This window comes from Anderseniella sp. Alg231-50 (assembly GCF_900149695.1).
In the GTDB taxonomy this organism is placed as follows: domain Bacteria; phylum Pseudomonadota; class Alphaproteobacteria; order Rhizobiales; family Aestuariivirgaceae; genus Anderseniella.
Genome location: NZ_LT703007.1, coordinates 70,524 through 95,515 on the forward strand (window position 1 = coordinate 70,524; position 24,992 = coordinate 95,515).

General features: G+C 56.9%; 23 protein-coding genes and 1 tRNA gene. 12 read left to right on the forward strand and 12 right to left on the reverse strand.

Going from position 1 to position 24,992, the window contains the following annotated elements; all coding sequences use genetic code 11:
* Positions 1–377: 377 nt before the first annotated feature.
* The 3 genes from lon to DHN55_RS20380 all read right to left on the reverse strand — a co-directional run bounded on the left by lon (position 378) and on the right by DHN55_RS20380 (position 4,738).
* Positions 378–2,804: an endopeptidase La gene (gene lon / locus DHN55_RS20370; protein ID WP_108883396.1), complete on the reverse strand. Its 2,427-nt coding sequence runs from the start codon at positions 2,802–2,804 to the stop codon at positions 378–380.
* A gap of 410 nt (positions 2,805–3,214) precedes the next feature.
* Positions 3,215–3,751: a hypothetical protein gene (locus DHN55_RS22545; protein WP_337660607.1), complete on the reverse strand. Its 537-nt coding sequence runs from the start codon at positions 3,749–3,751 to the stop codon at positions 3,215–3,217.
* A 153-nt stretch (positions 3,752–3,904) separates the two neighbouring features.
* On the reverse strand, positions 3,905–4,738 hold the full coding sequence (locus DHN55_RS20380) for a DUF547 domain-containing protein (RefSeq protein WP_337660608.1): 834 nt from the start codon (positions 4,736–4,738) through the stop codon (positions 3,905–3,907).
* A gap of 234 nt (positions 4,739–4,972) precedes the next feature.
* On the opposite strand from DHN55_RS20380, the gene DHN55_RS20385 reads away from it, so the two are divergent.
* The 3 genes from DHN55_RS20385 (at position 4,973) to DHN55_RS20395 (ending at position 7,437) form a co-directional block, all read left to right on the forward strand.
* The gene (locus tag DHN55_RS20385; RefSeq protein ID WP_108883399.1) at positions 4,973–5,197 is read left to right on the forward strand and encodes a hypothetical protein; all 225 of its coding nucleotides are present in this window, start codon (positions 4,973–4,975) and stop codon (positions 5,195–5,197) included.
* 69 nt (positions 5,198–5,266) lie between these two features.
* Positions 5,267–6,718 carry a hypothetical protein gene (locus tag DHN55_RS20390; protein ID WP_108883400.1) on the forward strand — a complete coding sequence of 484 codons (1,452 nt, stop codon included), beginning with the start codon at positions 5,267–5,269 and terminating at the stop codon, positions 6,716–6,718.
* On the forward strand, positions 6,718–7,437 hold the full coding sequence (locus tag DHN55_RS20395) for a glycosyltransferase (protein WP_108883401.1): 720 nt from the start codon (positions 6,718–6,720) through the stop codon (positions 7,435–7,437). The genes DHN55_RS20390 and DHN55_RS20395 overlap by 1 nt, the downstream gene beginning before the upstream one ends.
* Before the next feature lie 38 nt (positions 7,438–7,475).
* On the opposite strand, the gene clpX is transcribed toward DHN55_RS20395, so the two are convergent.
* Entirely contained in the window at positions 7,476–8,768 is a 1,293-nt protein-coding gene (gene clpX / locus DHN55_RS20400) for an ATP-dependent Clp protease ATP-binding subunit ClpX (RefSeq protein ID WP_108883402.1), read from the reverse strand.
* 309 nt (positions 8,769–9,077) lie between these two features.
* A complete protein-coding gene (locus tag DHN55_RS20405; protein WP_108883403.1) occupies positions 9,078–9,713 on the reverse strand; it encodes an ATP-dependent Clp protease proteolytic subunit in 636 nt (211 codons plus the stop codon).
* 241 nt (positions 9,714–9,954) lie between these two features.
* Between DHN55_RS20405 and DHN55_RS20410 the strand changes: the two genes are divergently transcribed.
* Positions 9,955–11,046, forward strand: coding sequence for a TRAP transporter substrate-binding protein DctP (locus tag DHN55_RS20410; protein WP_108883635.1), 1,092 nt, complete (start codon positions 9,955–9,957; stop codon positions 11,044–11,046).
* Between the two features lie 128 nt (positions 11,047–11,174).
* On the opposite strand, the gene DHN55_RS20415 is transcribed toward DHN55_RS20410, so the two are convergent.
* On the reverse strand, positions 11,175–11,945 hold the full coding sequence (locus tag DHN55_RS20415) for an ADP-ribosylglycohydrolase family protein (protein ID WP_108883404.1): 771 nt from the start codon (positions 11,943–11,945) through the stop codon (positions 11,175–11,177).
* Positions 11,946–12,158: 213 nt separating this feature from the next.
* Positions 12,159–13,730 carry a GMC family oxidoreductase N-terminal domain-containing protein gene (locus DHN55_RS20420; protein WP_108883405.1) on the reverse strand — a complete coding sequence of 524 codons (1,572 nt, stop codon included), beginning with the start codon at positions 13,728–13,730 and terminating at the stop codon, positions 12,159–12,161.
* A gap of 152 nt (positions 13,731–13,882) precedes the next feature.
* Here DHN55_RS20420 and DHN55_RS20425 point away from each other — a divergent pair, with 152 nt between their 5' ends.
* Both DHN55_RS20425 and DHN55_RS20430 read left to right on the forward strand, forming a co-directional pair.
* Positions 13,883–14,248 carry a DUF6152 family protein gene (locus DHN55_RS20425; RefSeq protein ID WP_108883406.1) on the forward strand — a complete coding sequence of 122 codons (366 nt, stop codon included), beginning with the start codon at positions 13,883–13,885 and terminating at the stop codon, positions 14,246–14,248.
* Between the two features lie 2 nt (positions 14,249–14,250).
* Positions 14,251–14,685 carry a hypothetical protein gene (locus DHN55_RS20430; protein ID WP_108883407.1) on the forward strand — a complete coding sequence of 145 codons (435 nt, stop codon included), beginning with the start codon at positions 14,251–14,253 and terminating at the stop codon, positions 14,683–14,685.
* A 15-nt stretch (positions 14,686–14,700) separates the two neighbouring features.
* On the opposite strand, the gene tig is transcribed toward DHN55_RS20430, so the two are convergent.
* The 5 genes from tig to DHN55_RS20455 form a co-directional block, all read right to left on the reverse strand.
* The gene (gene tig, locus DHN55_RS20435; RefSeq protein ID WP_108883408.1) at positions 14,701–16,182 is read right to left on the reverse strand and encodes a trigger factor; all 1,482 of its coding nucleotides are present in this window, start codon (positions 16,180–16,182) and stop codon (positions 14,701–14,703) included.
* 105 nt (positions 16,183–16,287) lie between these two features.
* Positions 16,288–16,372, reverse strand: a tRNA-Leu gene (locus DHN55_RS20440).
* Between the two features lie 123 nt (positions 16,373–16,495).
* Positions 16,496–17,014: a redoxin family protein gene (locus DHN55_RS20445; protein WP_108883409.1), complete on the reverse strand. Its 519-nt coding sequence runs from the start codon at positions 17,012–17,014 to the stop codon at positions 16,496–16,498.
* A gap of 60 nt (positions 17,015–17,074) precedes the next feature.
* Positions 17,075–18,556 (reverse strand): NAD(P)H-hydrate dehydratase, encoded by a 1,482-nt coding sequence (locus DHN55_RS20450; RefSeq protein ID WP_108883410.1) that lies wholly within the window; start codon positions 18,554–18,556, stop codon positions 17,075–17,077.
* Between the two features lie 20 nt (positions 18,557–18,576).
* Positions 18,577–19,371 (reverse strand): ion transporter, encoded by a 795-nt coding sequence (locus DHN55_RS20455; RefSeq protein WP_108883411.1) that lies wholly within the window; start codon positions 19,369–19,371, stop codon positions 18,577–18,579.
* Between the two features lie 359 nt (positions 19,372–19,730).
* On the opposite strand from DHN55_RS20455, the gene DHN55_RS20460 reads away from it, so the two are divergent.
* From DHN55_RS20460 to DHN55_RS20485, 6 genes are all read left to right on the forward strand, one after another.
* Entirely contained in the window at positions 19,731–20,069 is a 339-nt protein-coding gene (locus DHN55_RS20460) for a P-II family nitrogen regulator (protein ID WP_108883412.1), read from the forward strand.
* Between the two features lie 93 nt (positions 20,070–20,162).
* The gene (gene glnA / locus DHN55_RS20465; RefSeq protein WP_337660609.1) at positions 20,163–21,584 is read left to right on the forward strand and encodes a type I glutamate--ammonia ligase; all 1,422 of its coding nucleotides are present in this window, start codon (positions 20,163–20,165) and stop codon (positions 21,582–21,584) included.
* A gap of 178 nt (positions 21,585–21,762) precedes the next feature.
* Positions 21,763–21,966, forward strand: a complete 204-nt coding sequence (locus DHN55_RS20470) for a hypothetical protein (RefSeq protein WP_108883414.1) — start codon at positions 21,763–21,765, stop codon at positions 21,964–21,966.
* A 108-nt stretch (positions 21,967–22,074) separates the two neighbouring features.
* Complete coding sequence (locus DHN55_RS20475) at positions 22,075–23,319, forward strand: MFS transporter (protein WP_108883415.1); 1,245 nt, start codon at positions 22,075–22,077, stop codon at positions 23,317–23,319.
* A complete protein-coding gene (locus tag DHN55_RS20480) occupies positions 23,316–23,963 on the forward strand; it encodes an RluA family pseudouridine synthase (RefSeq protein ID WP_108883416.1) in 648 nt (215 codons plus the stop codon). The genes DHN55_RS20475 and DHN55_RS20480 overlap by 4 nt, the downstream gene beginning before the upstream one ends.
* 53 nt (positions 23,964–24,016) lie before the next feature.
* Complete coding sequence (locus tag DHN55_RS20485; protein WP_108883417.1) at positions 24,017–24,979, forward strand: LuxR C-terminal-related transcriptional regulator; 963 nt, start codon at positions 24,017–24,019, stop codon at positions 24,977–24,979.
* Positions 24,980–24,992: the final 13 nt, after the last annotated feature.

Genomic DNA, 24,992 nt, shown 5'->3' on the forward strand with positions numbered 1-24,992 from the left:
TTGAAAGTCGCGGATTTCAGCCAATTAATGCAAGGGCCATGCGCAATTGCCTGAAAAACCATCATGTTTACATGCACTTATTGACGCGCAGTTTTATGGCTGGATTTGGCCAAAAACTGGGATTTGCGCATTTTTGACAAATTTGATTCGCGGAACTCCTTGATTTAAAAACACTTTGAAGAACACCAACCGGGCTTTTCCCCGGCAATCCGACCCCCTCTGCAACACCGGTTCATGGCACCTGTCACCAACCGACAATCATGCCGAGTAGTCGACTCGATACCAACAACCAAAAGGCGCGACCAGATGAACTGATCGCGCCCTGAAGTGCATTCTGGTGTTTGAAAGTCGCGGATCAAACAACCCGCGACCGTCAATCAGTGAGCCGTCACGCTTTCTCCGGCAGCCTTGGCGGCATCTGCTGCAGCCTTGGCAGCGGCCTCTTCAGCGGCTTCGTCCCATTCGATGGCCTCTGGTGCCGTTACAAGTGCATGCTTGAGGACTTCGTCTGCATGCGACACCGGGACGATTTCCAGACCGTTCTTAACGTTGTCTGGAATGTCAGCCAGATCCTTGGCGTTTTCTTCCGGGATGAGCACCTTGGTGATGCCGCCGCGCAGGGCTGCAAGCAACTTCTCCTTCAGCCCGCCGATCGGCAAGACCCTGCCACGAAGCGTGATTTCGCCGGTCATGGCCACTTCGCGCCGGATCGGAATGCCGGTCAGCACAGAGGTAATAGCCGTCACCATGGCGACACCGGCGGACGGACCGTCTTTCGGCGTAGCCCCTTCCGGCACGTGCACGTGGATGTCCTTCTTGTCGAACAGAGGTGGCTTGACGCCGATCTCCGTCGACCGCGAACGGACATAGGATGATGCAGCCGAAATCGACTCCTTCATGACATCGCGCAGATTGCCGGTGACGGTCATCTTGCCCTTGCCCGGCATCATCACGGCCTCGATGGTCAGCAATTCGCCACCCACCTCAGTCCATGCAAGCCCGGTAACGACACCGACCTGATCCTCCATCTCGGCCATGCCATAGCGGAATTTCTGGACGCCAAGGAAATCGGCCATATTCTTGGCAGTGACCTTGACCTTCTTTTTCGCACCCTTGGCGAGAACGATCTCCTTCACCGCCTTGCGGCACAGCGTATTCAGTTCACGCTCCAGGTTACGCACCCCGGCTTCGCGGGTGTAGCGGCGCACGACTTCGGTCAGCCCGTCATCGGTAAGCTCGAATTCACCCTTGCCGAGGCCATGGTTTTCAAGCGCTTTCGACAACAGATGCCGGCGGGCGATCTCGAATTTTTCGTCCTCGGTGTACCCGGCGATGCGAATGATTTCCATGCGATCCATCAGCGGACCTGGAATGTTCAGTGAATTGGCCGTGGTCACGAACATGACGTTGGACAGGTCGTATTCAACTTCCAGGTAATGGTCCATGAAGGTTGAGTTCTGCTCTGGGTCCAATACTTCCAGAAGTGCCGACGACGGATCACCGCGGAAATCCATGCCCATCTTGTCGATCTCGTCGAGCAGGAAGAGCGGGTTGGATTTCTTGGCCTTCTTCATAGACTGGATGACCTTGCCGGGCATCGACCCGATATAGGTGCGCCGATGACCGCGGATTTCCGCTTCATCACGCACACCACCAAGCGACATGCGGACGTATTCGCGACCGGTTGCCTTGGCGATCGACTTGGCCAGTGAGGTCTTGCCGACCCCGGGAGGACCCACCAGACACAAGATCGGCCCGCGCAGCTTGTTGGCACGCGCCTGCACCGCAAGGTATTCCACGATGCGTTCCTTGACCTTCTCCAGGCCATAGTGATCCGACTCAAGCACCGCTTCGGCCTGGGCCAGGTCGTTTTTCACACGGGATTTCTTGCCCCATGGTATGGACAGCAACCAGTCCAGGTAATTGCGGACAACCGTGGCCTCGGCAGACATCGGAGACATCTGCTTGAGCTTCTTCATTTCCGCGTTGGCCTTTTCACGGGCCTCCTTGGACAACTTGGTCTTGGTGATGCGCTGTTCCAGTTCGGCCATCTCGTCATGGTCATCGCCATCACCGAGTTCCTTCTGGATCGCCTTCATCTGTTCGTTGAGATAATACTCGCGCTGGGTCTTCTCCATCTGGCGCTTGACCCGTGAACGAATGCGCTTTTCGACCTGCAGTACCGAAATCTCGCTTTCCATCAGGCCGTATACCTTCTCAAGGCGACGGGCGACGGATGCGGTTTCCAGCAACTCCTGCTTTTCGGAGATCTTGATGGCAAGGTGTGCTGCGATGCTGTCGGCGAGTTTGGCGTAGTCGTCGATCTGGGTGATCGATGACACGGCTTCCTGCGGCACCTTCTTGTTAAGCTTCACATAGCTCTCGAACTGCGTCACAGCGGTACGGGCAAGAGCCTCGGTTTCCCCGCCATCGGCATCGGACCCGTCAATCGTGCTGGCTTTTGCCTCAAAGAAATCGGCACGGTCCGTATATGACACGATCTGAGCCCGTTCCAGGCCTTCAACCAGGACCTTCACGGTGCCGTCGGGCAGCTTCAGCAGCTGCAGGATTGAGCCGATTGTGCCCACGTCGTACATCTGATCCGACGCAGGGTCGTCATCGGATGCATTCTTCTGTGCGACCAGCAAAATCCGCTTGTCCTCGCGCATCACTTCTTCAAGTGCGGCGATTGACTTTTCGCGCCCGACAAACAGGGGCACGATCATGTGTGGAAACACGACAATGTCGCGCAGTGGCAAGACTGCGAAAACGTCCTCGATCGTGGCTGTTTTCTTTTTAGTCATTCAATATCCTTTCGGTGGAACCCGAAGCGGCCGAGAGGCCATTTTTCAATTGTGTGCTGGATGTTGTTAACGCCGAACCAAGGCTGCCGGACCAGTCAATCGCCCGTAGCTGCACCGGATACGCCGCATTCCAGCAAATACTGACGTTACTTAGGCACGATTCTATACATGCTTGCAGCACCGTCGATGTCTGTTGGTAAATGGCTGTGGACAGCGCCAGATTCAAGTGTGAATTTATCAACACCCCCCGACAAAACCGAACACGACGACATGCATCGACTGCAACAGGTCAAAAAGAGCCCCGACCTGCATGTTTCCCGGCCAAATCAACCGAGACGGATAAATCAGTTTACCTACACCGGTGTAAGAGCAACGTCATGGAATAAAGCGAACCCATGTTGCCCCGGGCATCAGCCGACCTGAGCAGGCAGCCGTTGACCATTGCGGTCTTCCACGAACAGCTGGCTGCCGTCCTGGACAAAGCTGTCACACCTTGTCAGTCCGGTCGTGAACTGCACGCACACCGAAACATCGCGAATTTGATAGGTGCCCACCGCAATCGCCTGTCCGTTGCGGGTTTCCTGGTATGATCCGGAAGGGCCGTATTCGAGCCGGCGGCCATCTGCCACCACAATGGCTTTTCCGGCCAACATCGAGCGCAGCTCTGTTTCAGACAGTCTCCGCCCGGCCGGGGACGGTGAATATGAACCGGTTGCCAGACCGCCTGCCCCGGGTTTCGGAGCCGGTGCAAACGTCGCCTGTCCCGGAGGTGGTATCCGTGGCGGCTGACCGTATTGCGGCTGATTGGTTGCAACCTGTTGTTGTGGAACCGTTGAAGCTGTCGTTACCGGCGCAGGGTCACTCGATGTGAAACTGCCGATATCCGTTGCGCAGCCACTAGCAAGTGACAGCATGGCGATAGCCGCCAATGTTGTTAATTTACGCAACCCGATTACCCCACATTTTTCAAACCCACTGATCTGAACGCAAAAAGATTCGCCCAGATACGTTCTGGTTTGCCACAGGAATAAGGCCAATGGAAGGCCATTCTGGCCCCCATAACCAGGTTTTTTGGCCCCCAAAACCGGAAACACGGCCTGTTATTCGTTCAACGACCAGTCATAGTGGGAGTCGGAAATACGCCCTGCCCTGGTCAGTTTTTCCGCCAGATCAGGGTTTGCATATTTCAGAAGATGCTGCATCACGCCGTCTTCCGAATTGCCGAAATCATGGGCAAACCAGGAATAGATCGACGAAACCGATATCTTGCCGCGCCCGCTGATTTCGATACCGCGGGTTGAGTTGACGAAGGCTTTTGCACCGGCGTCCAGCTGTGCGGAGGCGGTTTTCCCGGTAAATGCCGACGTCTGCAGGTTGGGGCAACCGACCGATGCACAATTGACGCCATAGTGTATCCGCGGATCCTTCCAGATCGGGCGCAGGATGGCATGTTCAATGTCATCAAGTGTCAGTGGCGTTTCTTCAACGGTGACAAGCTCCTTCTGCCATGGACCGTTCTTGAGAAACCCGGAAATATCAATGTCACGGATTGTCTTCACCGGATAATGATCCAGTACGACCTTTATCGTCACCGCATTGTAGAGATTGATCCAGTATGCCAGTTGCTCGTTCTTGTTGTAACCGGTCACCTCGACCGCCTCGAGAGAGCGGATGTAGTTTTGCAGCGTGGCCTTGTCCGACGCCGACACTTTCCCATAGGCAAAAGTGTTCAGACCTGCCTTGCCCGGCTTGATGTATTTTTTCAGCAACGCAGTCCATTGGCCATGGTCAATCACCCTGGCGTCCTTCGGATTACTCTGCGCCCAGTCGTCCCAGGCTTGCGGCGCTCTTGAGGAAAAACCAAACCCGGACACCACCAGCCAGACGGTTAGAAGGGCAATGATCCGGGTGATGGTTCTGGCACTTGGGGACATGGGACAACGGCTCCTGAACATGGAATGAAACTGGATAAGAGATTAACTGGCCGTCCCGGCATACTTCCAATCACAAGGTTCAAACGATAGCTGAACTTCGTGAGAGCAAAATGGCAGCCCCGCTGATGCGTTTGTGAACCAAGTTGAATTTTGAATTTCGGCGAATTTGGTAGTCTGTGTGCAAGACGGGATGACGAAAATTCATCAAGTCAGCCACGCTTAAAGGAGTTCCTGATGCGCAATATCAAAAATGCCAATGCCGCTTTCGGCGCAATGGCCATTGCCCTTATCGGTGCAATTGCAATTGTCGCGACACCAGTTGCCGCCGCGGTGTCGGCAAAGTCCGGTTTCAGCGAGCAGAAAGTCGAAACACCTGCGGCCACAACTAAAGTTGCGGCCAAGAAGAAGAAAAAGAAAAAGAAGACGCGGACCCGTTATCCTGCGGGCCAGGGCAGCTAGGGCAATCGCAATCAGGGTTTTGAGTGTATCAAAACCTTGCTCTGTCCGATTGTTGCGGGAAACAAGGCAATGACAAGCCAAGGCCGGTTGCAGAAGATCGATAACCGGCCCCCGTTTTTCCTCTGGATTGTTTCAGGCGCGGCACTTTTGTGCTGCGCCTTTGTTCTGGCCAGCGGCAGCGCACACTTCGCTTATGAGCTTGAAGTGGCTGACCGGCCCATCTTCCTGTTTGTAACGGGCTACATGTTTGCCGGCAGCGTCTTCCTGGCAATGGCCTTGTTTCTGATACCTCGCAGCCTGGCTGTACAAAACCCGCTGCCACTGCTGATGCTGATGATGGTTTTCGGCCTTGCCATGCGTGTCGTGCTGTTCGGATCGGTGCCCGTCCAGGAAAACGACTATTATCGATACCTCTGGGACGGCGCCCTCACCGCCCACGGAATCAATCCCTGGAAGTACAGCCCGCAGACAATTTTGTCCGGCAGCGCTGCCGACCCCACCATTGTCATGTTGAAGGCACAGGCCGGCCCGGTACTTGAACGGATCAATTACGGCGAGCTTCGTTCAATCTACCCTTCAGTTTCGCAGGCGGCTTTTGCGGTGGCATACATGATAAAGCCATTTTCCCTGGAGGCATGGCGAGGTGTGCTGCTGTTGCTGGACCTGGTCACGTTCGGCCTGATCCTGTGGCTCCTGTCGGCACTCAACAGACCGCTTATCTGGTCCTGCCTGTACTGGTGGAACCCGGTCGTCATCAAGGAAGTCATGAACTCTGCGCATATGGAACCGGTTCTGCTTGTGCCGTTGCTGGCTGCCCTGGTTCTCTGCATCAAGGCGAGACCCGTAGCTGCAAGTGGTGTTGCGGCACTTGCGGTTGCGGCAAAGGTCTGGCCGGTTTTGATCCTGCCGGCCATCTGGCGGCCGCTGCTGCGACAGCCGGCGAGGCTGGCTGCAGCCATGGGCTCTGCCGGCCTGCTGGTGCTGGCTCTCTACTGGCCGGTAGTCGCTACTCAATTGGACCAGTCATCCGGCTTTGTGGCATTCTCAACCGGCTGGGAGCGGATTTCAGCCGCTTTCCTTGTTCTCACCGCAGCAGCAAACCTGATACCTTCAGCCCTCGTCGAACCAGGCACGCTGGCCCGGCTTCTGACAGCCGCTGTGATCGCGGCAATAGTGTTGTTCAGCAATCGGAAGCCAGCCACAGAGCCCGCGGATACAGTGCATCGCTTTCTAATAGCCGCGGCGGCCATGCTGTTGCTTTCACCGGTGCAACTGCCATGGTACTTCATCTGGATCGCACCTTTCCTGTGCGTCTTCCCCTATCGCGGCCTGCTGCTCATAACAGTGACATTTCCGCTCTACTATGCGTTCTTCAAACTGACGGCGCTAAAGGTTGATGAGAGCTGGCTGCTGGCTCTGGTCTGGGTCATGTGGCTGCCTGTGTGGGCGTTGCTGTTTTACGACTGGTGGACCGGCAAAGAGCTCAAGCCGGACGCCCGTTGTATGGAAAAGGCCACCTGATGCGCCACGGAAGCCAAGTAGCTGTTATCATTCCCGCGTTCGACGAAGCAGACGCCATAGGAAAGGTCATTGATGGAATTCCCGGTTGGGTGGACACCATCATTGTTGCGGACAACGCCTCCAGGGACGGCACGGGCGCAATTGCCGAAGCCCATGGCGCACATGTGGTGCACGAACCTGAACCCGGTTATGGCGCAGCCTGCCTGCGCGGCATTGAAGCGACGTCCGGACATGACATCATCGTCTTCATGGATGGTGACTATTCCGACCGCGGTTATGAAATGCACCTGCTGGTGGACCCGATCGCCGGTGACCTGGCCGACATGGTAATCGGGTCCCGGACCCTGGGCGCAGCCGAAGCAGGTTCGCTTACACCGCAACAGCGCTGGGGAAACTGGCTGGCCTGCAGTCTCATCAGGCTGTTCTGGGGTGCCCGGTATACTGATCTGGGACCATACCGCGCCATTGCCGCTGACAGCCTGACAGCAATTTGCATGCAGGACCGCGCCTTTGGGTGGACCGTGGAAATGCAGCTGAAGGCCATTCTTTACGAGCTGCGCTGGCGCGAAGTGCCTGTCAGTTATTTCAACCGTATCGGTGTGTCGAAAATCTCCGGTACAGTGCGCGGCACCATTCTGGCGGGACATGCAATCATCGGCACAATCGTGCGCACTGCACTGACCGCCAGGCGAGAAAAAACCCGGCCAGAAGCAAGCTGACCGGGTTTTGTAATTCCGTGTATGTGAAAGTCCTGAGATCAGGCGCTGCCAGGGCCGCTTGCAACCTTTGACTTGGATTTTGCGCTCTTGTCCTTGTCCGAATAGATCATCAGCGGCTTGGCTTCTCCGGTTACGACTTCCGCGGAGATAACGACCTCTTCAACACCATCCATTCCCGGCAGGTCATACATGGTATCAAGCAGGATGCCCTCCATGATGGAGCGCAGGCCACGAGCACCGGTCTTGCGTTCGATCGCCTTCACCGCGATTGCGGACAGGGCATCGTCTGTGATGTTGAGATTGACATCTTCCATTTCAAATAGACGCTGGTACTGCTTCACCAACGCATTTTTCGGCTGCGACAGGATTTCGACCAATGCTGCCTCGTCCAGATCCTCAAGCGTCGCGATAACCGGCAAACGGCCGACGAACTCGGGAATCAGGCCAAACTTCAGCAGATCTTCCGGCTCCAGTTCGCGCAACAGTTCGCCGGTCTTCTTGTCGTCTTCTTCCTTCACTTCAGCGCCGAAGCCGATGCCCGCGCCCTTGCCACGTGATGCGATGATCTTGTCCAGTCCGGCAAATGCGCCGCCGCAAATGAACAATATGTTGGCGGTGTCTACCTGCAGGAACTCCTGCTGCGGGTGCTTGCGGCCACCTTGCGGCGGAACCGAGGCAACGGTGCCCTCCATGATTTTCAACAAGGCTTGCTGCACGCCCTCGCCTGACACGTCGCGTGTGATGGACGGGTTGTCAGACTTGCGTGAAATCTTGTCGATCTCGTCGATATAGACGATGCCGCGCTGCGCACGATCAACATTGTAGTCGGCAGACTGCAACAGCTTGAGAATGATGTTCTCGACATCCTCGCCCACATAACCGGCTTCGGTCAGCGTGGTCGCATCAGCCATGGTGAAAGGCACATCAATGATGCGGGCCAGCGTCTGGGCCAGCAATGTCTTGCCGCACCCGGTCGGACCGACCAGCAGGATGTTGGACTTTGCCAGTTCCACATCATTGTTCTTGGCAGCGTGCGCCAGACGCTTGTAGTGGTTGTGAACAGCAACCGACAGCACACGTTTTGCCTGGAACTGCCCGATTACATAATCATCCAGTACCGTGCAGATTTCAGTCGGCGTCGGGACACCGTCACGGGACTTCACCAGCGAAGTCTTGTTTTCCTCGCGAATGATATCCATGCACAACTCAACGCATTCATCGCAGATGAACACGGTTGGTCCCGCAATCAGCTTGCGGACCTCATGCTGACTTTTGCCACAGAATGAGCAATACAGCGTATTCTTCGACTCACCGTCGCCGGACTTTGTCATCTGTACTCCTTCGGTCCACCGTTGAACCGTTGCCTGACGCTTTCAGGCCAAGTTGAAACTCAAACAGTCTGGAACAATTGAGTTCGAGACCGGCAATCTTCGAATCTTTGTATTTCACCATGCTCGACGATGAACAATCAACAAATGATTAACAATCCGCGTCAGTATGAACCGCTTTGTGAACTGCTTACATTAAAAATACGTCGAAAACCGCTATGCTACACAAATGCTGTTCCCGTCATATGCAACTGTCGTTGTATGCAATTCACGTGCCCAATCTGCACCCGAGCGTTCAACAGTCACCGATTGTCACTTCTTGCCATCATCCCCGCCCGTATCGGGCCGCTTTTCGATAACCTCGTCCACAAGGCCGAAATCCTTCGCTTCCACCGCCGTCAGGAAATGGTCACGGTCCAGCGTGTTTTCAATCGTCTCGTAGCTCTGTCCCGTGTGGTTCACGTAAATTTCGTTGAGACGTTTCTTGATCTTGATAATGTCCTGAGCATGGCGCTCGATATCCGATGCCTGGCCCTGGAAGCCGCCGGACGGCTGATGAACCATGACCCGCGAATTCGGCAATGCGAAGCGCATGCCCTTCTCGCCGGCGGTCAGCAGGAGCGATCCCATGGACGCGGCCTGCCCGATCACAGTCGTGGAAACAGCGGGTTTGATGAACTGCATCGTATCATAAATCGACAGGCCGGAGGTGACCACGCCACCGGGTGAATTGATGTACATGGCTATTTCTTTCTTGGGGTTTTCAGCCTCAAGATACAGCAATTGCGCCACGACCAGCGTCGCCATGTGGTCTTCAACCGGACCGGTTATGAAGATGATGCGTTCCTTGAGCATCCGCGAAAAAATATCGTAAGAGCGTTCGCCGCGGTTTGTCTGCTCCACCACCATGGGAACGAGTTGGGCATAGGTTTCAATAGGATCGCGCATCTGTAAGCTGGCCTTGTTTTGAGAACAGGTGAGTGGAAGCCGTCACATAGACAAACGAATCTGTGACGCTTGAATGATGCACAATAGATAGGCGAATTGCCACCGCAGTCAAAGGGGCATGCGGCAACAAATCTCCATATTGGCAAAGAACGAGGTTTCTGGTCTGATAATGCCGGGCCCGGCGGCTCGCGCCGAAACGGTCCAAAACAAAAACGATAAATCATTTTGGGAGGATTTTTGGATGGAACGCCGTAAATTCATCAAGGGAGCCGCACTTGCCGGCACGGCCGCAGCTGCCGCCACGCTTGCCACGCCGGCAATTGCGCAAGCCAAGAAAGAGCTGGTGATCGTTTCCACCTGGCCACGGGACTTTCCGGGACTCGGCATCAGTGCCCAGCGCCTGGCAGCCCGCATTACCGAACTGAGTGAAGGGGCAATCACCACCACATACTTCGCCGCAGGTGAACGTGTGGGCGCATTCGACGTATTTGACGACGTGGCATCGGGCAATTCGCAAGCCTATATCGCGGCTGATTATTACTGGGTCGGCAAACACCCGGCATTTGCCTATTTCACGTCGGTGCCGTTCGGCATGACCTCACCGGAGTGGAATGCCTGGATCAAGTTCAAGGGCGGCCAAGCCCTGTGGGACGAACTGTCCGGCTCATTCGGCCTGAAGGCGTTGCCGTGCGGGGGAACCGGCACCCAGATGGGCGGCTGGTTCAACAAGGAAATCAACTCAGCCGACGATCTCAAGGGCCTGAAAATGCGTATCCCGGGTCTCGGCGGCACGGTGATGTCCAAGCTTGGAGTTTCCACTGTGTCCCTGCCCGGCGGCCAGATTTATGAAAACCTGGTGTCCGGAGCCATCGAAGCAACCGAATGGGTTGGCCCTTACAACGATTATTTCATGAAGTTCTACGAGGCGGCCAAGTTCTATTACACTGCCGGCATGCATGAACCCGGCGGTGGTCTGGCATTCGGCATGAACCAGAAGTTCTGGGAAAGCCTGTCGGATACAGAGAAAGCCATCATCACAGCGGCCTGCAACGAGGAACACGCAGCCCAGCATGAGGAAGCCTCGGCCAACAATGGCGAATATCTCGCCAAGCTGATCAATGATCACGGCGTAGAGCTTCGCTCGTTCAACGAGGATGTCTGGGACACATTCGGCACTGCAGCCAAGGAAGTGTTTGAAGAAACCCGCAACCATTCAGCGCTTGCAGCCAAAATCAACGATGATTTCCAGGCCAAGTTGCGCGAACTTGGCGGGTTCCGCAAAATTGCCGAAATCGAGTTCTCAAACCAGCGCAACCGGGTACTCGGCATATAAGGCCGACCAATCCACCTGGAATGCGGGGAGTTGCGACTCCCCGCTATTCAGGGTCCGGAGCTCAGCGTTAGAACCAATTGGTCAAAATGACACCGTGACCGCTTCGAGCCCTTTGCCGGCGTGAAAACCTATCGGATAAATCGCTCTTCAAACAGGTTGAGCACGCCCGCAAGCCGTTCATCAAGACGATTGCGAACCTCTTGATCTATATCGGTTGGCACAGACTTATAATACGCCTCTGCGATTGAACCCGTCATGCACGCAATTGTATCGCTGTCTCCGCCAATCGAGATCGCTGACCTGACAGCGTCCTCAAAATCGGTACTTTCCCGAAAGGCTACGAGCGCCTGCGGTACAGAACCCTGGCACGTCGTGTCAAAAAAATACTCATCTCGAATGTCGTCGAGCGAAAAATCCAGATCGTAACCGGACAGGTCAATAACAGCGCTCAGTATCGCGTCCTTGCTATGCTCTTTGCGAGCAAGAAAGGTTGCAAGGGCGATGGCTTCCGCCCCTTTGATGCCTTCAGGATGGTTATGTGTGACGGCAGCGCTTTCCGCGGCGTTTGCGAGAACCTCTTCAGCAGTATCAAAAGCATATGCTGCGGCAGTGACACGCATAGCAGAGCCGTTTCCGAAGCTGTTGTAAGCCTCGCGAGAGGTATCCAATGCCCATGCCTTGAACATGTTCCCATAACCGGCGCGGGGATACCACGCATAGAAGCGACGAAAATTCTCGGCTATATCCCGCCCGTGCAAAAGAGCATCGGCCAAAGCCAGGGCCATTACAGTGTCATCGGTGAACACACATTGTTTTTGAAAAAGCGGGAAGTCCTTGGTTTTGATGTTGGCCTGCTCATAGACCGAGCCGATAACATCACCTGCAATTGCTCCAATCATCCTAATTGTCCTGTGTTCCGAAAAATGCCTGCGCATTAGCATTAGTTGAGCGTTTGCCCAATTACACTATAAGAATTTTTAAGATTAATAGGATTGAGCACTACCGAGTTCACCACTGAACTGACGGCAACATTGTCCTGATTGCTGTCCTGCCCCGTATCGAAAGACATTTTCCGTTCAGCAGGCTATCTCGCCTGAACCGTCATCTTCCGGTTATGTATCTTGAACCTTGATCCCGGATTGTTTGGCTATCAGGCCGCCGGCGCGCCAGCCGATCATCATGGCGGCTGCATTGGTGTTGGCAGATATGATCCGGGGCATCACTGATGCATCCGCCACACGCAAACCGTCAACACCGTTTACCTTCAGGTCGGGTCCGACGACACTCATCGCCTCTTCGGCTCCGCCCATCCGGCAGGTTCCGACCGGATGGTACAGGGTATCGGCGCGCTTCCTGATCCAGTTGATGATTTCAGCATCGCCGGTGACTCCGTCCGTATGCAGCTCCTTGCGCCGGATCGATGCAAACGCCTCATGCCGAAACAGCTCCCTGACCCGCTTGAAACCTGCAACCATGCGGTCAACGTCGTCGGTGTGGGTCAGATATTGCGGGTTGATCAGCGGCGCCTGGAGCGGGTTTGCCGAGTGCAGGGAAACCCGGCCTCTGGAATTCGGTTTCAGCAGCGACAGATGGATCGACATGCCATGCCCGGCGTGCATCTTGCGGCCGTGATTGTCGACAATGCCGGGTGCGAAATGCAATTGCAGATCCGGTGTCTCCAGGTCGTCCCGGCTCTTGATAAAGGCGCCTGCCTCGGCAATCGGTGATGTTAGTTTGCCCGTGCGATTTTTACGCCACTGTTTCACGGCATCCATGATTGCCCTGCCACCACCGGCGGACGCGCCGAGTGTCTGCGGACCCGGTTTGGTCTTGTAGGTCATGACGTAGTCGACGTGATCCTGAAGGTTGGCCCCTACTCCCGGCCTGTCGAGCAGCACCCGAATATCATGTGCCAGCAATTCGCGAGACGGGCCGATGCCGGACAACATCAGCAGTTGCGGGGTCTGAAAAACGCCCGCGCACAGGATCACCTCGTGGGTTGCGAGCGCTTCGCGCCATGCCCTGTCCTTGTAATAGCGCACGCCAACTGCATGGCCCTCAGAAATCAGAACAGCGCCGGCCCTCGCCTTGGTCAGTACAGTCAGGTTCTTGCGCTGACTGACGGGCCGCAGGAATGCATCGGCAGATGAGCACCTTTCTCCATCCCTGATCGTGGCGCGATACAGGCCGGACGCCTCTGCATCCAACTCGTCAAATCGTGGAGTCTGCGGCAGGCCGGACGCCGCGCAGGCCTCAAGAAACATGCCTGTCGCGGCAAACGGTTCCGCCTGATCACTTACGGTCAGGCCACCGGTTTCGAGTGCCGCAAACGACGGCTCCACATCGCGCCAGCGCCACCCCGAGACATCCCAGTCGTCATAATCGCGCTCCCGCCCGCGGGAGTAGACCATGGCGTTGATGGCGGATGAACCACCCAGCCCCTTGCCGCGAGGCTGGTAGCCCTTGCGTCCTTTCAGGCCTGGCTGCGGTTCTGTCTTGAAGGCCCAGTTGCTGATCGGCCATGGCAACAGGGCCGCGAACCCCGCGGGGGCACGCAGCAGTGCAGAGGTATTGGTGCCACCTGCTTCCAGCAACAATACCTGAATGTCGGGATTTTCACTTAAGCGTGACGCCAACGCACAACCCGCTGACCCTGCCCCGATGATGATGTAATCTGCTTGCATGGTTGTTGTATTGATACGTCACAGTTGTTGCCTGCACCAAGATCAGGTGATTCTCGGTTGAAACAACCAAAAATCATAAACCTGACCATTTTCAAAGTGATCGGGCACGTTCGAGGGTTCGCTTGAAACCTGGTTGCCATTAGGAGGACATCATGATTGACCGACGCAGTCTCATTACCTGGATCGCAGGCCTCGCTTTTGCAGGACCGGCCATGGCGCATCACGGATGGCGCTGGACTGCAGACGGAAACTTCGAACTCACAGGGATCATAAAGAGCGCCCGCCTGGGCAATCCGCATGGCGTGCTCGAAGTGGACGCGGACGGTGAAATCTGGACGGTTGAGGCGGGCCAGCCATGGCGCCACGAGCGCGCCGGACTGGATGAGAAGCTGCTCGCACCCGGCACCGAAATCAAGGTATCCGGCGGCCGGTCAGCAGATGCGGCCGAAAAGCGGGTCAAAGCGGAGCGCATTACCATAAAAGGCAAATTGTACGACCTGTACCCGAACCGGGACTAGGCGTGGAATACCTGTTCACCGGTCTGGAACAATCAGCGCTGGGCGATGCCATGCGCAGCTGGCGCTGGCTGTACCCGATCATCAACACCGCGCATATTGCAGGTATCGCATTGCTGTTCGGCGCAATCGTTTCACTCGACCTGCGCTATCTCGGGTTTTGGAAATCTGTCGGGGCGGACGGGCTGGCCCGCGTACTGGTGCCGGTGGCGGTGTCCGGTTTCGTGCTGGCGTTACTGGCCGGTGGCATGCTGTTCACAACCGATGCCAGCAAGTATGCCGCCATGCCGCTGTTTCAAATCAAGATGGCGCTTATCGGCCTTGGTGTTCTGAATGCTGCCTACCTTGCACGAAAAAGGGCGACCGCGTGGGTCGCCCTGATCTCTCTCGCCACGTGGACCGGCGCGCTTATCTGCGGACGGTTCATCGGCTACCTTTGATGTCAGACCACCAGATCAGTCAGCCTTCTTCTTGGCGGCTTTCTTGGCCGGTGCCTTCTTGGCAGCGGTCTTTTTAGCAGCGGCTTTCTTGGCCGGCTTTGCATCTGCGCCATGATCGTGATCGGGATGATCGCAGTCTTCGCCATGCTCGTGGTCATGTTCCAGCATGTGCTGCAGTGACTCGCGGCTGACCGAACGCTCGCTGACTGTTGCAGCTTCGGCTATGTGATCGACAACCTTCTGCTCAAACAGCGGTCCGCGGATTTCGACCAGCGCATTCGGATTGTTGCGATAGAACTCGAACACTTCCTTTTCCTGGCCGGGGAACTGGCGTGCCCGATCCATCAGGCCGCGCTGCAGTTCCTCATCGCCAACGGTGACACCGGCGTTCTCGCCGATGGTGCCAATGACCAGGCCGAGACGCACACGGCGTTCCGCAATGGCCTTGTATTCAGCGCGAACCTCTTCTTCAGTAGTGTCCTCGTCGGCAAAGGTCTTGCCCTCACCTTCCATCTCGCGTTCAAGAGCCGCCCAAATCTGTTCAAATTCCTGGTCCACCAGCTTTTGCGGCAGGTCGAACTTGTACTCGGCATCCAGCGCATCAAGCATATCGCGCTTGAGCTTGGCGCCGGACATGTTGCCGAATTCGTCAGCGATGCGTTCCTTGACCATTTCCTTGAGCTTGTCGACGCTTTCCATGCCGAGCTTTTCGGCAAAGGCTTCATCGATATTGGCCGCTTTCGGTTGCTCGATCTTGGAGACTTTCACGTCGAACTCGGCAGGCTTGCCGGCCAGGTGTTCAACACCATATTCGGCCGGGAATGCAACCTTGACGGTTTTCTCATCGCCGGGCTTGGCGCCGACCAGCTGTTCTTCAAAGCCTGGAATAAACGAGCCTGACCCCAGTTCCAGAGGCACGTCATCCGCGGTGCCGCCTTCGAACACTTCGCCGTCTACCTTGCCTACAAAGCTGATGGTGACGCGGTCGCCGTCTTCGGCTGCGCCCTTGGCGCGGTCTTCATAGTCCTTGTACTGGCCGGCAATATTTTCCAGCGCTTCGTCGAGATGCGCGTCGGTCACCTCAACCACCAGTTTTTCGACCTTGAGGCTCTTGAAGTCCTTGATTTCAATATCAGGCACTACTTCGAAGTTCATGGTGAAGGACAGGTCCGCGTCACCGCTCATGACGGCCTGCACGTCCTTTTCGTCTTCCGGCAACACGATCTCCGGCTGGTAGGCAGCCTTGAGGCTCTTTTCGTTCAGGGCCTCGGTGCTCGATGTCTCGATGGACTTCTGAACGACTTCCGCCATCGCGGACTGGCCGTACAGCTTTTTCAGGTGGCCAATCGGCACCTTGCCCGGGCGAAATCCCTTGATTTGGGCCGTGGCTTTCAATTCTTCCAGCCGCTCGTCTACACGAGCCTGAAGGTCTCCCGCCGGAATGACGACTTTAAGCTCGCGCTTGAGGCCTTCATTGAGTGTTTCGGTCACCTGCATGTTATCTACTATCCTTATGAGCCTTGTCATCAAAGGCCGACGCCGGTTCCACCCGGACAATACGAACCTTCAGTTAAATTCAACAGTCCCTGATCGTTTAGTCTCTGGTGCGGGCGGAGGGACTTGAACCCCCACAGCTTTCACCGCTAGAACCTAAATCTAGTGCGTCTACCAATTCCGCCACGCCCGCTTGAAAAGACCAGCGGCGCGCCTTTACCAAGCGCGCCGTACGTCAGCAATCGCGCCGGTGTATAGCAAAGCATGTGCGGGGATGCCAGAGGTTTAGGCATCTGAAATTCAACACTCTGTCAGCTCACTGCAGCGCCAACATAATCTCTTCGGCAGTTGCGTGAGTTTTGGCAGCGCCGCGCTCGTGGACAAATCGCCAGGTTTCACGGCCGTCCGGGCCGAAAACAACCATGGTCGGAATGCGGTCGATGGTGCCAAACGCAGCAGAGATAGCCGCGCTGCCGTCAATCAGCGCAAAGTCGGGCCTGGTGCGGGCAATAAACCTTGCCATGCGGGCGGGGTCTTTCTTGCCACCCCAGGCTTCGAACAGGTTTACACCGATGAAGGTGACCTCCCTGTCGCCAATGGATTCCTGGACTTTAGCCATTTCGTCAAATTCATTGGTGCACGGCGGACACCATGAGGCGAAGAACGCGACCACTACCGGCTTGTCCGTGACGCTTGCAGGTTCAAACGGTTTTGCAGACACCTCCAGCGTGCGGGCGTCTTTCAGGCTTTGCAGGGCGCGCAAACTGTCTGCCGCCAGCGCGACCGGGGCCAGCACGAACATGAACAGCGATATGATAAAGGCGCGTGTTTTCATCGGGCTAGACACTAACACAGCAAAACCGGCATACGCGCTCACAAAGTTGCGAAACCAAGATTACAAATCGTTCAGATTGGTCAGGGACGCGGGAATGCCATCGGGCAAATCCTCCGCTATCAATCCGGGGCCGAACCGGCCGGCCGCATCGCCGTGCAACCAGACGGCGCAGCACGCTGCTTCAAAAGCCGGCAAGCCTTGCGCCAGCAAGCCGAGACACAAGCCCGCCAGCACATCACCGGATCCGGCGGTGGCAAGCCAGGCTGGCGCGCTGGCGTTGATGGCGCTGCGTCCATCACGATCGGCAATCACTGTATCGGCCCCTTTCAGCACGATCACTGCGCCACTTGCTTTTGCAGCTTCCACGGCACGTTCGCATTTTGATTCATGCGGCCCACGCAGGTCTCTGAAAAGCTTGGCAAACTCGCCCTCATGCGGGGTCAGGATAACCGGCCTGTCCGGCAGTGCGCCGATCGCCTCGAACAACAGTTCAGACTGGCCCTCGAAACTGGTCAGGGCATCCGCGTCGAGCACCGCAGCGCAACCGGAGGCGAGAACTCCCAGCACTTTTTCAATCGTGTCATGTCCCACGCCGCAGGCCGGGCCAATGCCGCAGGCAGTAATGCGCTTGTCGCCAAGCAACCCCGCAAGCTCGCCGGCATTATCAGCCTTGCGCAGCATGATTGCCGTCAGATGGCTGGCAAGGACCGGTAGTGCCGGCTCGCCTGCGGCCATCGTCACAAGCCCTGCCCCGACCCTCAGCGCGGACATGGCGGCAAGCCTGGCAGCCCCGGTGTTGCAGGCATCGCCGGACACCATCACAGCGGACCCACGGGAATATTTGTGTGCTGCTGCGCCTGGTACCGGCAGGAACCCGGCGAATTCATCCGGCCCGTTCAGGCAACACCTGGGATCAATTGTGCCCAGCACGTCATCGGAAATGCCGATGTCCACTACATGAAGCGCGCCGCGCCGGCTCCGTCCCGGCTCCAGATAGTGCCCCGGTTTTGCGCGAAAGAACGTGATCGTATGATCGGCATCGACGGCAATGCCACGGATCCTGCCCGATGCACCGTCGACACCGCTGGGCATATCCACCGCCACCCGCATTGCATCGGCTTCGTTCACAGACGTGACAAGATCGGCCAGTTCACCATCAACATCACGCGACAGCCCTGCCCCGAACAGCGCGTCCACGATGAGCACGGCGCCGTCGAGCTTGTCGGCCTGTGCGGGCAGCACCTCACCATTCCAGGCCTTTGCAGCCCTGCCGGCATCGCCCTTGAGCATGGCAGCGTCACCTGCAAGCAGGAGCTTGACCGGCCAGCCTGCCTCGACCAGCAGGCGGGCTATCACAAACCCGTCCCCGCCATTATTGCCCGGCCCGCACACGACACAGACCGGGCACGGCTCACTCAAAGTCCGGATGTATTCGGCACAGGCAAGCCCGGCTGCTTCCATCAGGTCGATACCGGGCACCCCCGCCTTTATGGTGGCGCGGTCGGCCTCATACATCTCATCAGGTGTCAGCAGTTTGCTCATGGGACGCGAGCTTAGCTTAATCAGGAGGGTTTTGTCGCCCTCAGTTCAGCCAGCTCTGCCCTGACGCTGCGCAGTTCTGTCAGGATAGTCGACACTTCCTTGTGCAGGTCTGCCCGGTCAGCCTGTGCCTCGGCCTCGTGCTCTTTCTGCATGGCATCGACAATGACACCGATAAACAGGTTCAGCACGGTAAACGAAGTCACCAGGATGAACGGCACGAACAGAGCCCAGGCGAGCGGGTATTGCTCCATGACCGGGCGCACAATACCCATGGACCAGCTTTCCAGCGTCATGATCTGGAACAGGGAATAGGCGCTTTCACCAAGCGATCCGAACCATTGCGGGAACGAAGCGGCGAACAGCTTGGTGGAGATGACCGAGAATATGTAGAAGATCAGCCCCAGCAACAGCACGATGGAACTCATGCCCGGAATGGCCGCCAGCAGGCCGGTCACCACTCGCCGGATCGCCTTGATGGTGGAAATCAGCCGCAATACCCGCAGAATGCGGAAGGCACGCAACACCGAGAAAGCTCCGGTCGCCGGCATCAGCGCAACCGCGACGATGACAAAGTCGAATATGCGCCAGGGATCGCGCCAGAAGCCTTTGAAATCGACGATCAGCCGGGCTGAGACCTCAGCCACAAAAACGGCCAGTATGGCCTTGTCCAGAAACATCAGCACGTCGCCGAACCGGCTCATCCACCACGGGCTTGTTTCCAGCCCCAGCGTTATCGCATTGAGCACAATCAAGCCTACGATGACCTGTTCGAAGCGAGCGTGATTGACGAGGCTGGCAAGACGTGAGCGGAGCATGACGGATATCTTCTTGATGGTTTAGTGGATCCACGCGAACCTGAGCTATGTGATACCTGATCGCCACGGCGTCAACCGGCGCAGTAAGATCGACCGGTACGCCGGTAAATATCTCTGGCCTATTTCCCGCTATCGTCTCGACGGAAACAAGATATCAGTCGATCATATCTGCCTGTTTTTTGTGCATCTGCCTGCTATTTCATCAGTAAAATTTCCTGATGCGATTCATCTGACCGGTTCAAGTGCCTGTTTTCATGCAGTAATAATGCATCACGGCGATTGGCACGGCTTATGCAATTCGCGGGGTACGTAGATTATCCGGCGCATCCCTGGAACCCGCTCAAGCTGTTGGAGGCAGAATGAAAAAGATCGAGGCCATCGTCAAACCGTTCAAGCTGGACGAAGTGAAGGAAGCCTTGCAGGAAGTCGGCCTGCAGGGAATCACCGTGACCGAAGCCAAGGGCTTCGGCCGCCAGAAAGGTCACACAGAGTTGTATCGCGGTGCTGAATACATCGTCGACTTCCTGCCGAAGGTTCGCATCGAAATCGTGCTCGACGACGGGCTGGTGGACCAGGCGGTTGAAGCCATCCTGCAGGCTGCCCGCACCGGGCGCATCGGCGACGGCAAGATTTTCATTTCCACTGTTGACGAGGCAATCCGCATCCGGACCGGTGAAACCGGTGTAGAGGCCTTGTGATCAGGCCACCGACCACCGCAGTCGCAAACGCAGCGAATTCATAGCAAATCCACCCCTAACCCACTTTAACCGAAAGATGACGAGGGCAAACAGATGGCCAAGACACCTTCTCCTGTTGCAGGAGCAATGAAGTACCTGAAAGACAATGACATCAAATATGTCGACCTGCGTTTTACCGATCCGCGCGGCAAGATGCAGCACGTGACCCAGGACATCTCCACGATCGATGAGGATGTGTGGGCCGACGGCCTGATGTTCGACGGTTCATCGATTGCCGGCTGGAAAGCCATCAACGAGTCAGACATGGTTTTGATGCTGGACCCCGACACCCTTCATGTCGATCCGTTCTATGCCCAGAAGACCGCAGCAGTGTTCTGCGACATTCTCGAGCCCGGCACCGGAGAGGCGTATGAACGCGATCCGCGCACCACGGCCAAGAAGGCTGAGGCTTACGTGAAATCAACCGGCATCGGCGATTCAATCACAGTTGGCCCGGAAGCTGAATTCTTCATGTTCGACGATGTGCGCTTTGCTTCCGATCCGTACAACACCGGCTTCAAGGTAGACTCCACTGAACTGCCGTCCAACATGGATGCGGAATATGAAATGGGCAATATGGGCCACCGCCCGCGCACCAAGGGTGGCTACTTCCCGGTAAACCCGGTCGATTCAGGCCAGGACATCCGCGGCGAAATGCTCGCAGCCATGGCCTCCATGGGCGTCACCGTCGAGAAGCACCACCACGAAGTGGCCGCGGCCCAGCACGAATTGGGCATCAAGTTCGAAACACTGACAAAGTGCGCTGACCAGTTGCAGATCTACAAGTACGCCATTCACAATGTGGCGCACCAGTACGGCAAGTCGGCAACCTTCATGCCGAAGCCCGTGTTCGGCGACAACGGTTCCGGCATGCACGTTCACCAGTCGATCTGGAAAGGCGGCAAGCCCTTGTTTGCCGGCAACCAGTATGCCGACCTGTCGGAAACCTGCCTGTACTATATCGGCGGTATCATCAAGCACGCCAAATCGCTGAACGCCTTCACCAACCCGTCCACCAACTCCTACAAGCGTCTGGTGCCCGGTTATGAAGCCCCTGTCCTTTTGGCGTACTCTTCGCGCAACCGGTCTGCCTCGTGCCGTATCCCGTGGACAGCATCGCCGAACGGCAAGCGTGTTGAAGTCCGCTTCCCGGACCCGACGGCAAATCCCTACCTGGCGTTTTCCGCCATGGTCATGGCCGGCATGGACGGCATCATGAACAAGATCCACCCGGGCGATCCGATGGACAAGGATCTGTACGACCTGCCACCGGAAGAACTGCAGGGCATTCCGACGGTTTGCGCATCGCTTCGCGAAGCGCTTGCATCACTGGATGCAGACCGGGAATACCTGAAGGCCGGCGGTGTGTTCTCCGACGATCAGATCGACGCCTATATCGACCTGAAGATGGAAGAAAACATGCGTTTCGAAATGACACCGCACCCGGTCGAGTACGACATGTACTACTCGGTCTAGAATACACAGCGTTTGCCCGGCCACCTTTGCCGGACGCGACAATCAGGGCTGGTTTCTGCTGTTTGAGCAGGAATCAGCCCTTTTCATTGACAACGATCAGGCCCGTTAACTTTTCGGTAACCAGTATACGTCCTATACTTCGCAAACGGGTTTCTGATTCTGGAAGCGGGGCGGGGCAATGGACGGATTTTCTAAGTTTGGCATATGCATGATCTGCATGCTGGCCCTGGTTCTGCTGGCCATGACACCTAATTCCGCCACGTCGAATGGTGTTGTTGGTTCTGCGGAGCAATTCGGACCGCAAAACAAGCCGCTGTCGAAGCAAACCGACCCTGCCAGGGCTTATGCAATTTACCCGACTGCAAAGCACATACCTGCATAGTCCCCTGCTCAATTCGATATGATCTGCAACTGGTGAGCGTTGAGGCTTGCCAACCCTTGAGTCCTGAGTCAGTTTCCCCGCATCTGAAAACGCACAGGCTCTTCATCCATGACAGACGTTGGCGGCAAGCGCTCTGAACTGCTGAGCGACTGGCGGTTGCTGTTGTTCGGCACGCTGGCTTCGCTGGCGTCCGCGCCAGGCCAAACCCTCGTCATATCCCTGTTCAATGCCGACATTCGCGCCGCCTTCAGTCTCAGCCATGGCGAGTTCGGCACCGCATACATGATGGCAACACTGGCAAGTGCTGTGGTCATTCTGTGGTCGGGCAAGCTGATCGACCGGTATGATCTTCGCGTCGTGTTTGGTGTCACCACCATAGGACTTTGCCTTGCTTGCATGGTGGCCGGCAGCAGCACCGGATGGCTTACACTCCTGCTGGCACTGTTTCTGCTGCGCCACTTCGGTCAGGGCCTTATGAGCCACATCGCCGTGACATCAGTGAACCGCTATTACCAGACCGTACGCGGCAAGGCATCGGCCATAGTCAACCAGGGCTTCACGCTTGCCGAGGCCACCCTGCCCATCACCATTTCGGCCTTGATCGTGGCAATTGGCTGGCGCCAGTCATGGTATGTGCTTGGTCTTGTTGCAGCGTGCATCGTGCTGCCGCTGCTGCTGCTGCTGATTGCAGACCACCGCCGTCGCCATGGGCGTTACCTGGACCGTATGTCTATCCTGGAAGCGGACACGGCCTCCGAGCTGTTCTCCAGGACCCAGCGGCAATGGACCAGGGCAGAGATGCTGCGCGATCCCCGGTTCTACGGTGTGCTGCCTGTCGTGCTGGCGCCGTCGTTCCTCAACACCGGCTTGATGTTTCATCACCAGCACATCGTCGTGTCAAAAGGCTGGCAACTGGAAACCTGGTACCTGCTGCTGATGGCATACGCTGCCTCGTCGATCGTGTTTTCCATGCTGGCAGGCATCATGGTCGACAAGAACGGTGCCCGTTCGCTGATGCCGCTGTTCACATTGCCGATGGTCATGGGCGGGGCAAGCTTGATGGCGGGAAACCACGATGCCTGGATAGTCGGCGTGCTCATCTCGTTTGGCGCTGCCGCCGGCATGACCAGTGCTGTCACCGCGCCATTCTGGGCGGAAGTCTACGGTGTGCAGCACCTGGGTGCGATCAAGGCCGTTGCCACGGCAGTCATGATATTTGCCAGCGCCATGTCCCCTGCCCTGTACGGCGCCATGTTCGACGCCGGCATCACCATACCGGCAATTGGCCTGCTCAACATCGTCATCGTGCTGATTGCGTCTGCATGTGCGTGGCTGGCCTTGCGCAAGTCATGAACGGAGAAGTGTACCGTCCGCCGGCAGATACCGGCCTCAGTGTAATCCACAAGGACGACGATCTGCTGGTGGTGGACAAGCCGTCCGGGCTTTTGTCGGTTCCAGGTAAAGGCGCTGGTCTGGCGGATTGCCTGGAAGCCCGCGTGCGCAAGGTGCATCCCGATGCTTTGACGGTACACAGGCTGGATCGCGACACGTCAGGTGTATTCATCATGGCGATGAACGCCGTCGCACAACGGCACCTGGGTCTGCAGTTTGAACGCAGGCACCTGTCCAAGACCTACCGGGCCATCGTATCGGGTCAGGTACAGGCGGATGACGGCGAAATCGACCTGCCGCTGATTGCCGACTGGCCGAACAGACCGCTGCAGAAGGTGTGTCATGAAACCGGCAAGCCGGCCCTGACCCGGTGGCGCGTGCTGTCGCGCACTGCCACATCGAGCCACCTGGAGCTGGCCCCGCACACCGGCAGGTCCCATCAGTTGCGCGTTCACCTGAAGGAGATCGGGCACCCGATACTCGGAGATCCGCTTTATGGTGATGCCGCTGCCGCGTCACGGCTGATGCTGCATGCCCACACGCTCACGGTCCGGCACCCCACGGGCGGTGCGGTGGAAACATTTTGCGCTCAAGTCCCTTTCTAGGTCGGCAGTTCTCATCCTAGAGTAAGCCTCGTCAGTTCCGGAGGCCGCCTGTGATGCAGAACAAACCCAAGATTTCATCGTCCATACTGGGAAAATGGCAGCGTGTCGTCGACCTCATGTCCAGCGTGACCAGGGTGCCGGCCAGCCTGATCATGAAAACCAGCGCGCCAAGCCATTCGGTGCTGGTGGCAAACCAGAGCGGCGAAAACCCGTACGAGGTCGGCCAATCCTTTGTTCTGAACGAAAACCTGTATTGTCAGGGCGTGCTGGAGGCCGGAGACGAACTGGTGGTCACCGATGCACGCAAGCAAGCCAGGTGGTGCAACAATGACGACCTGGAATTCGGCATGACGTTTTACGTCGGTTACCCGTTGTACTGGCCGGACGGAAGTGTATTCGGCACGATCTGCATTCTGGACCGGCAGGAAAATGACCATGCCGTGGAATGCCGGAACCTGATCGGGGAATTCAAGGGAGTGGTGGAAACCGACCTGGCCCTGCTGACTGAAATCGAGCGCCGCAAGACGGTGGAACAGGAACTCAAGAATACGCTGGAACAGTTGGAAACGCGGGTTGAAAGACGCACGAGGCAACTGAGTGAGGCCAATACGGCATTGCGGGTGTTGCTGGAGCGCGTTGAAACCGCCAGGGCCGAACAGGACGCTGAGCTGTCACGCCAGATCGACAGCCTGATCCTGCCGCAGCTGTCGCGACTGAAGTCGCAGATCGCAGACGACCCGGCCGCAGGCGCCTATCTTGCCGTTCTGGAATCCAACCTCAAGACAATCACATCACCGCTGGCCGGGCAGATGGTATCGGCTCTTGAGCCACTGACACCGACGGAATCAGAAATCGCCCAGATGATTGTGCAGGGCAGAACCACCAAGGACATCGCGCGGATCATGTCGCGCGGCACCAGTACAATCGATTTCCACCGCAACAATATCCGCAAGAAACTCGGCCTTGGCCGGCAACCGGTGAACCTGCGCAACTACCTGTCTTCGCGACTGCAATAGGATGCAGGAATAT

Coding starts and splice junctions, on each gene's coding strand:
- lon (WP_108883396.1), bottom strand. CDS start 2,804: ATGACTAAAAAGAAAACAGCCACGATCGAGGACGTTTTCGCAGTCTTG.
- DHN55_RS20380 (WP_337660608.1), bottom strand. CDS start 4,738: ATGTCCCCAAGTGCCAGAACCATCACCCGGATCATTGCCCTTCTAACC.
- DHN55_RS20385 (WP_108883399.1), top strand. CDS start 4,973: ATGCGCAATATCAAAAATGCCAATGCCGCTTTCGGCGCAATGGCCATT.
- DHN55_RS20390 (WP_108883400.1), top strand. CDS start 5,267: ATGACAAGCCAAGGCCGGTTGCAGAAGATCGATAACCGGCCCCCGTTT.
- DHN55_RS20395 (WP_108883401.1), top strand. CDS start 6,718: ATGCGCCACGGAAGCCAAGTAGCTGTTATCATTCCCGCGTTCGACGAA.
- clpX (WP_108883402.1), bottom strand. CDS start 8,768: ATGACAAAGTCCGGCGACGGTGAGTCGAAGAATACGCTGTATTGCTCA.
- DHN55_RS20405 (WP_108883403.1), bottom strand. CDS start 9,713: ATGCGCGATCCTATTGAAACCTATGCCCAACTCGTTCCCATGGTGGTG.
- DHN55_RS20410 (WP_108883635.1), top strand. CDS start 9,955: ATGGAACGCCGTAAATTCATCAAGGGAGCCGCACTTGCCGGCACGGCC.
- DHN55_RS20415 (WP_108883404.1), bottom strand. CDS start 11,945: ATGATTGGAGCAATTGCAGGTGATGTTATCGGCTCGGTCTATGAGCAG.
- DHN55_RS20420 (WP_108883405.1), bottom strand. CDS start 13,730: ATGCAAGCAGATTACATCATCATCGGGGCAGGGTCAGCGGGTTGTGCG.
- DHN55_RS20425 (WP_108883406.1), top strand. CDS start 13,883: ATGATTGACCGACGCAGTCTCATTACCTGGATCGCAGGCCTCGCTTTT.
- tig (WP_108883408.1), bottom strand. CDS start 16,182: ATGCAGGTGACCGAAACACTCAATGAAGGCCTCAAGCGCGAGCTTAAA.
- DHN55_RS20445 (WP_108883409.1), bottom strand. CDS start 17,014: ATGAAAACACGCGCCTTTATCATATCGCTGTTCATGTTCGTGCTGGCC.
- DHN55_RS20450 (WP_108883410.1), bottom strand. CDS start 18,556: ATGAGCAAACTGCTGACACCTGATGAGATGTATGAGGCCGACCGCGCC.
- DHN55_RS20455 (WP_108883411.1), bottom strand. CDS start 19,371: ATGCTCCGCTCACGTCTTGCCAGCCTCGTCAATCACGCTCGCTTCGAA.
- DHN55_RS20460 (WP_108883412.1), top strand. CDS start 19,731: ATGAAAAAGATCGAGGCCATCGTCAAACCGTTCAAGCTGGACGAAGTG.
- glnA (WP_337660609.1), top strand. CDS start 20,163: ATGGCCAAGACACCTTCTCCTGTTGCAGGAGCAATGAAGTACCTGAAA.
- DHN55_RS20470 (WP_108883414.1), top strand. CDS start 21,763: ATGGACGGATTTTCTAAGTTTGGCATATGCATGATCTGCATGCTGGCC.
- DHN55_RS20475 (WP_108883415.1), top strand. CDS start 22,075: ATGACAGACGTTGGCGGCAAGCGCTCTGAACTGCTGAGCGACTGGCGG.
- DHN55_RS20480 (WP_108883416.1), top strand. CDS start 23,316: ATGAACGGAGAAGTGTACCGTCCGCCGGCAGATACCGGCCTCAGTGTA.
- DHN55_RS20485 (WP_108883417.1), top strand. CDS start 24,017: ATGCAGAACAAACCCAAGATTTCATCGTCCATACTGGGAAAATGGCAG.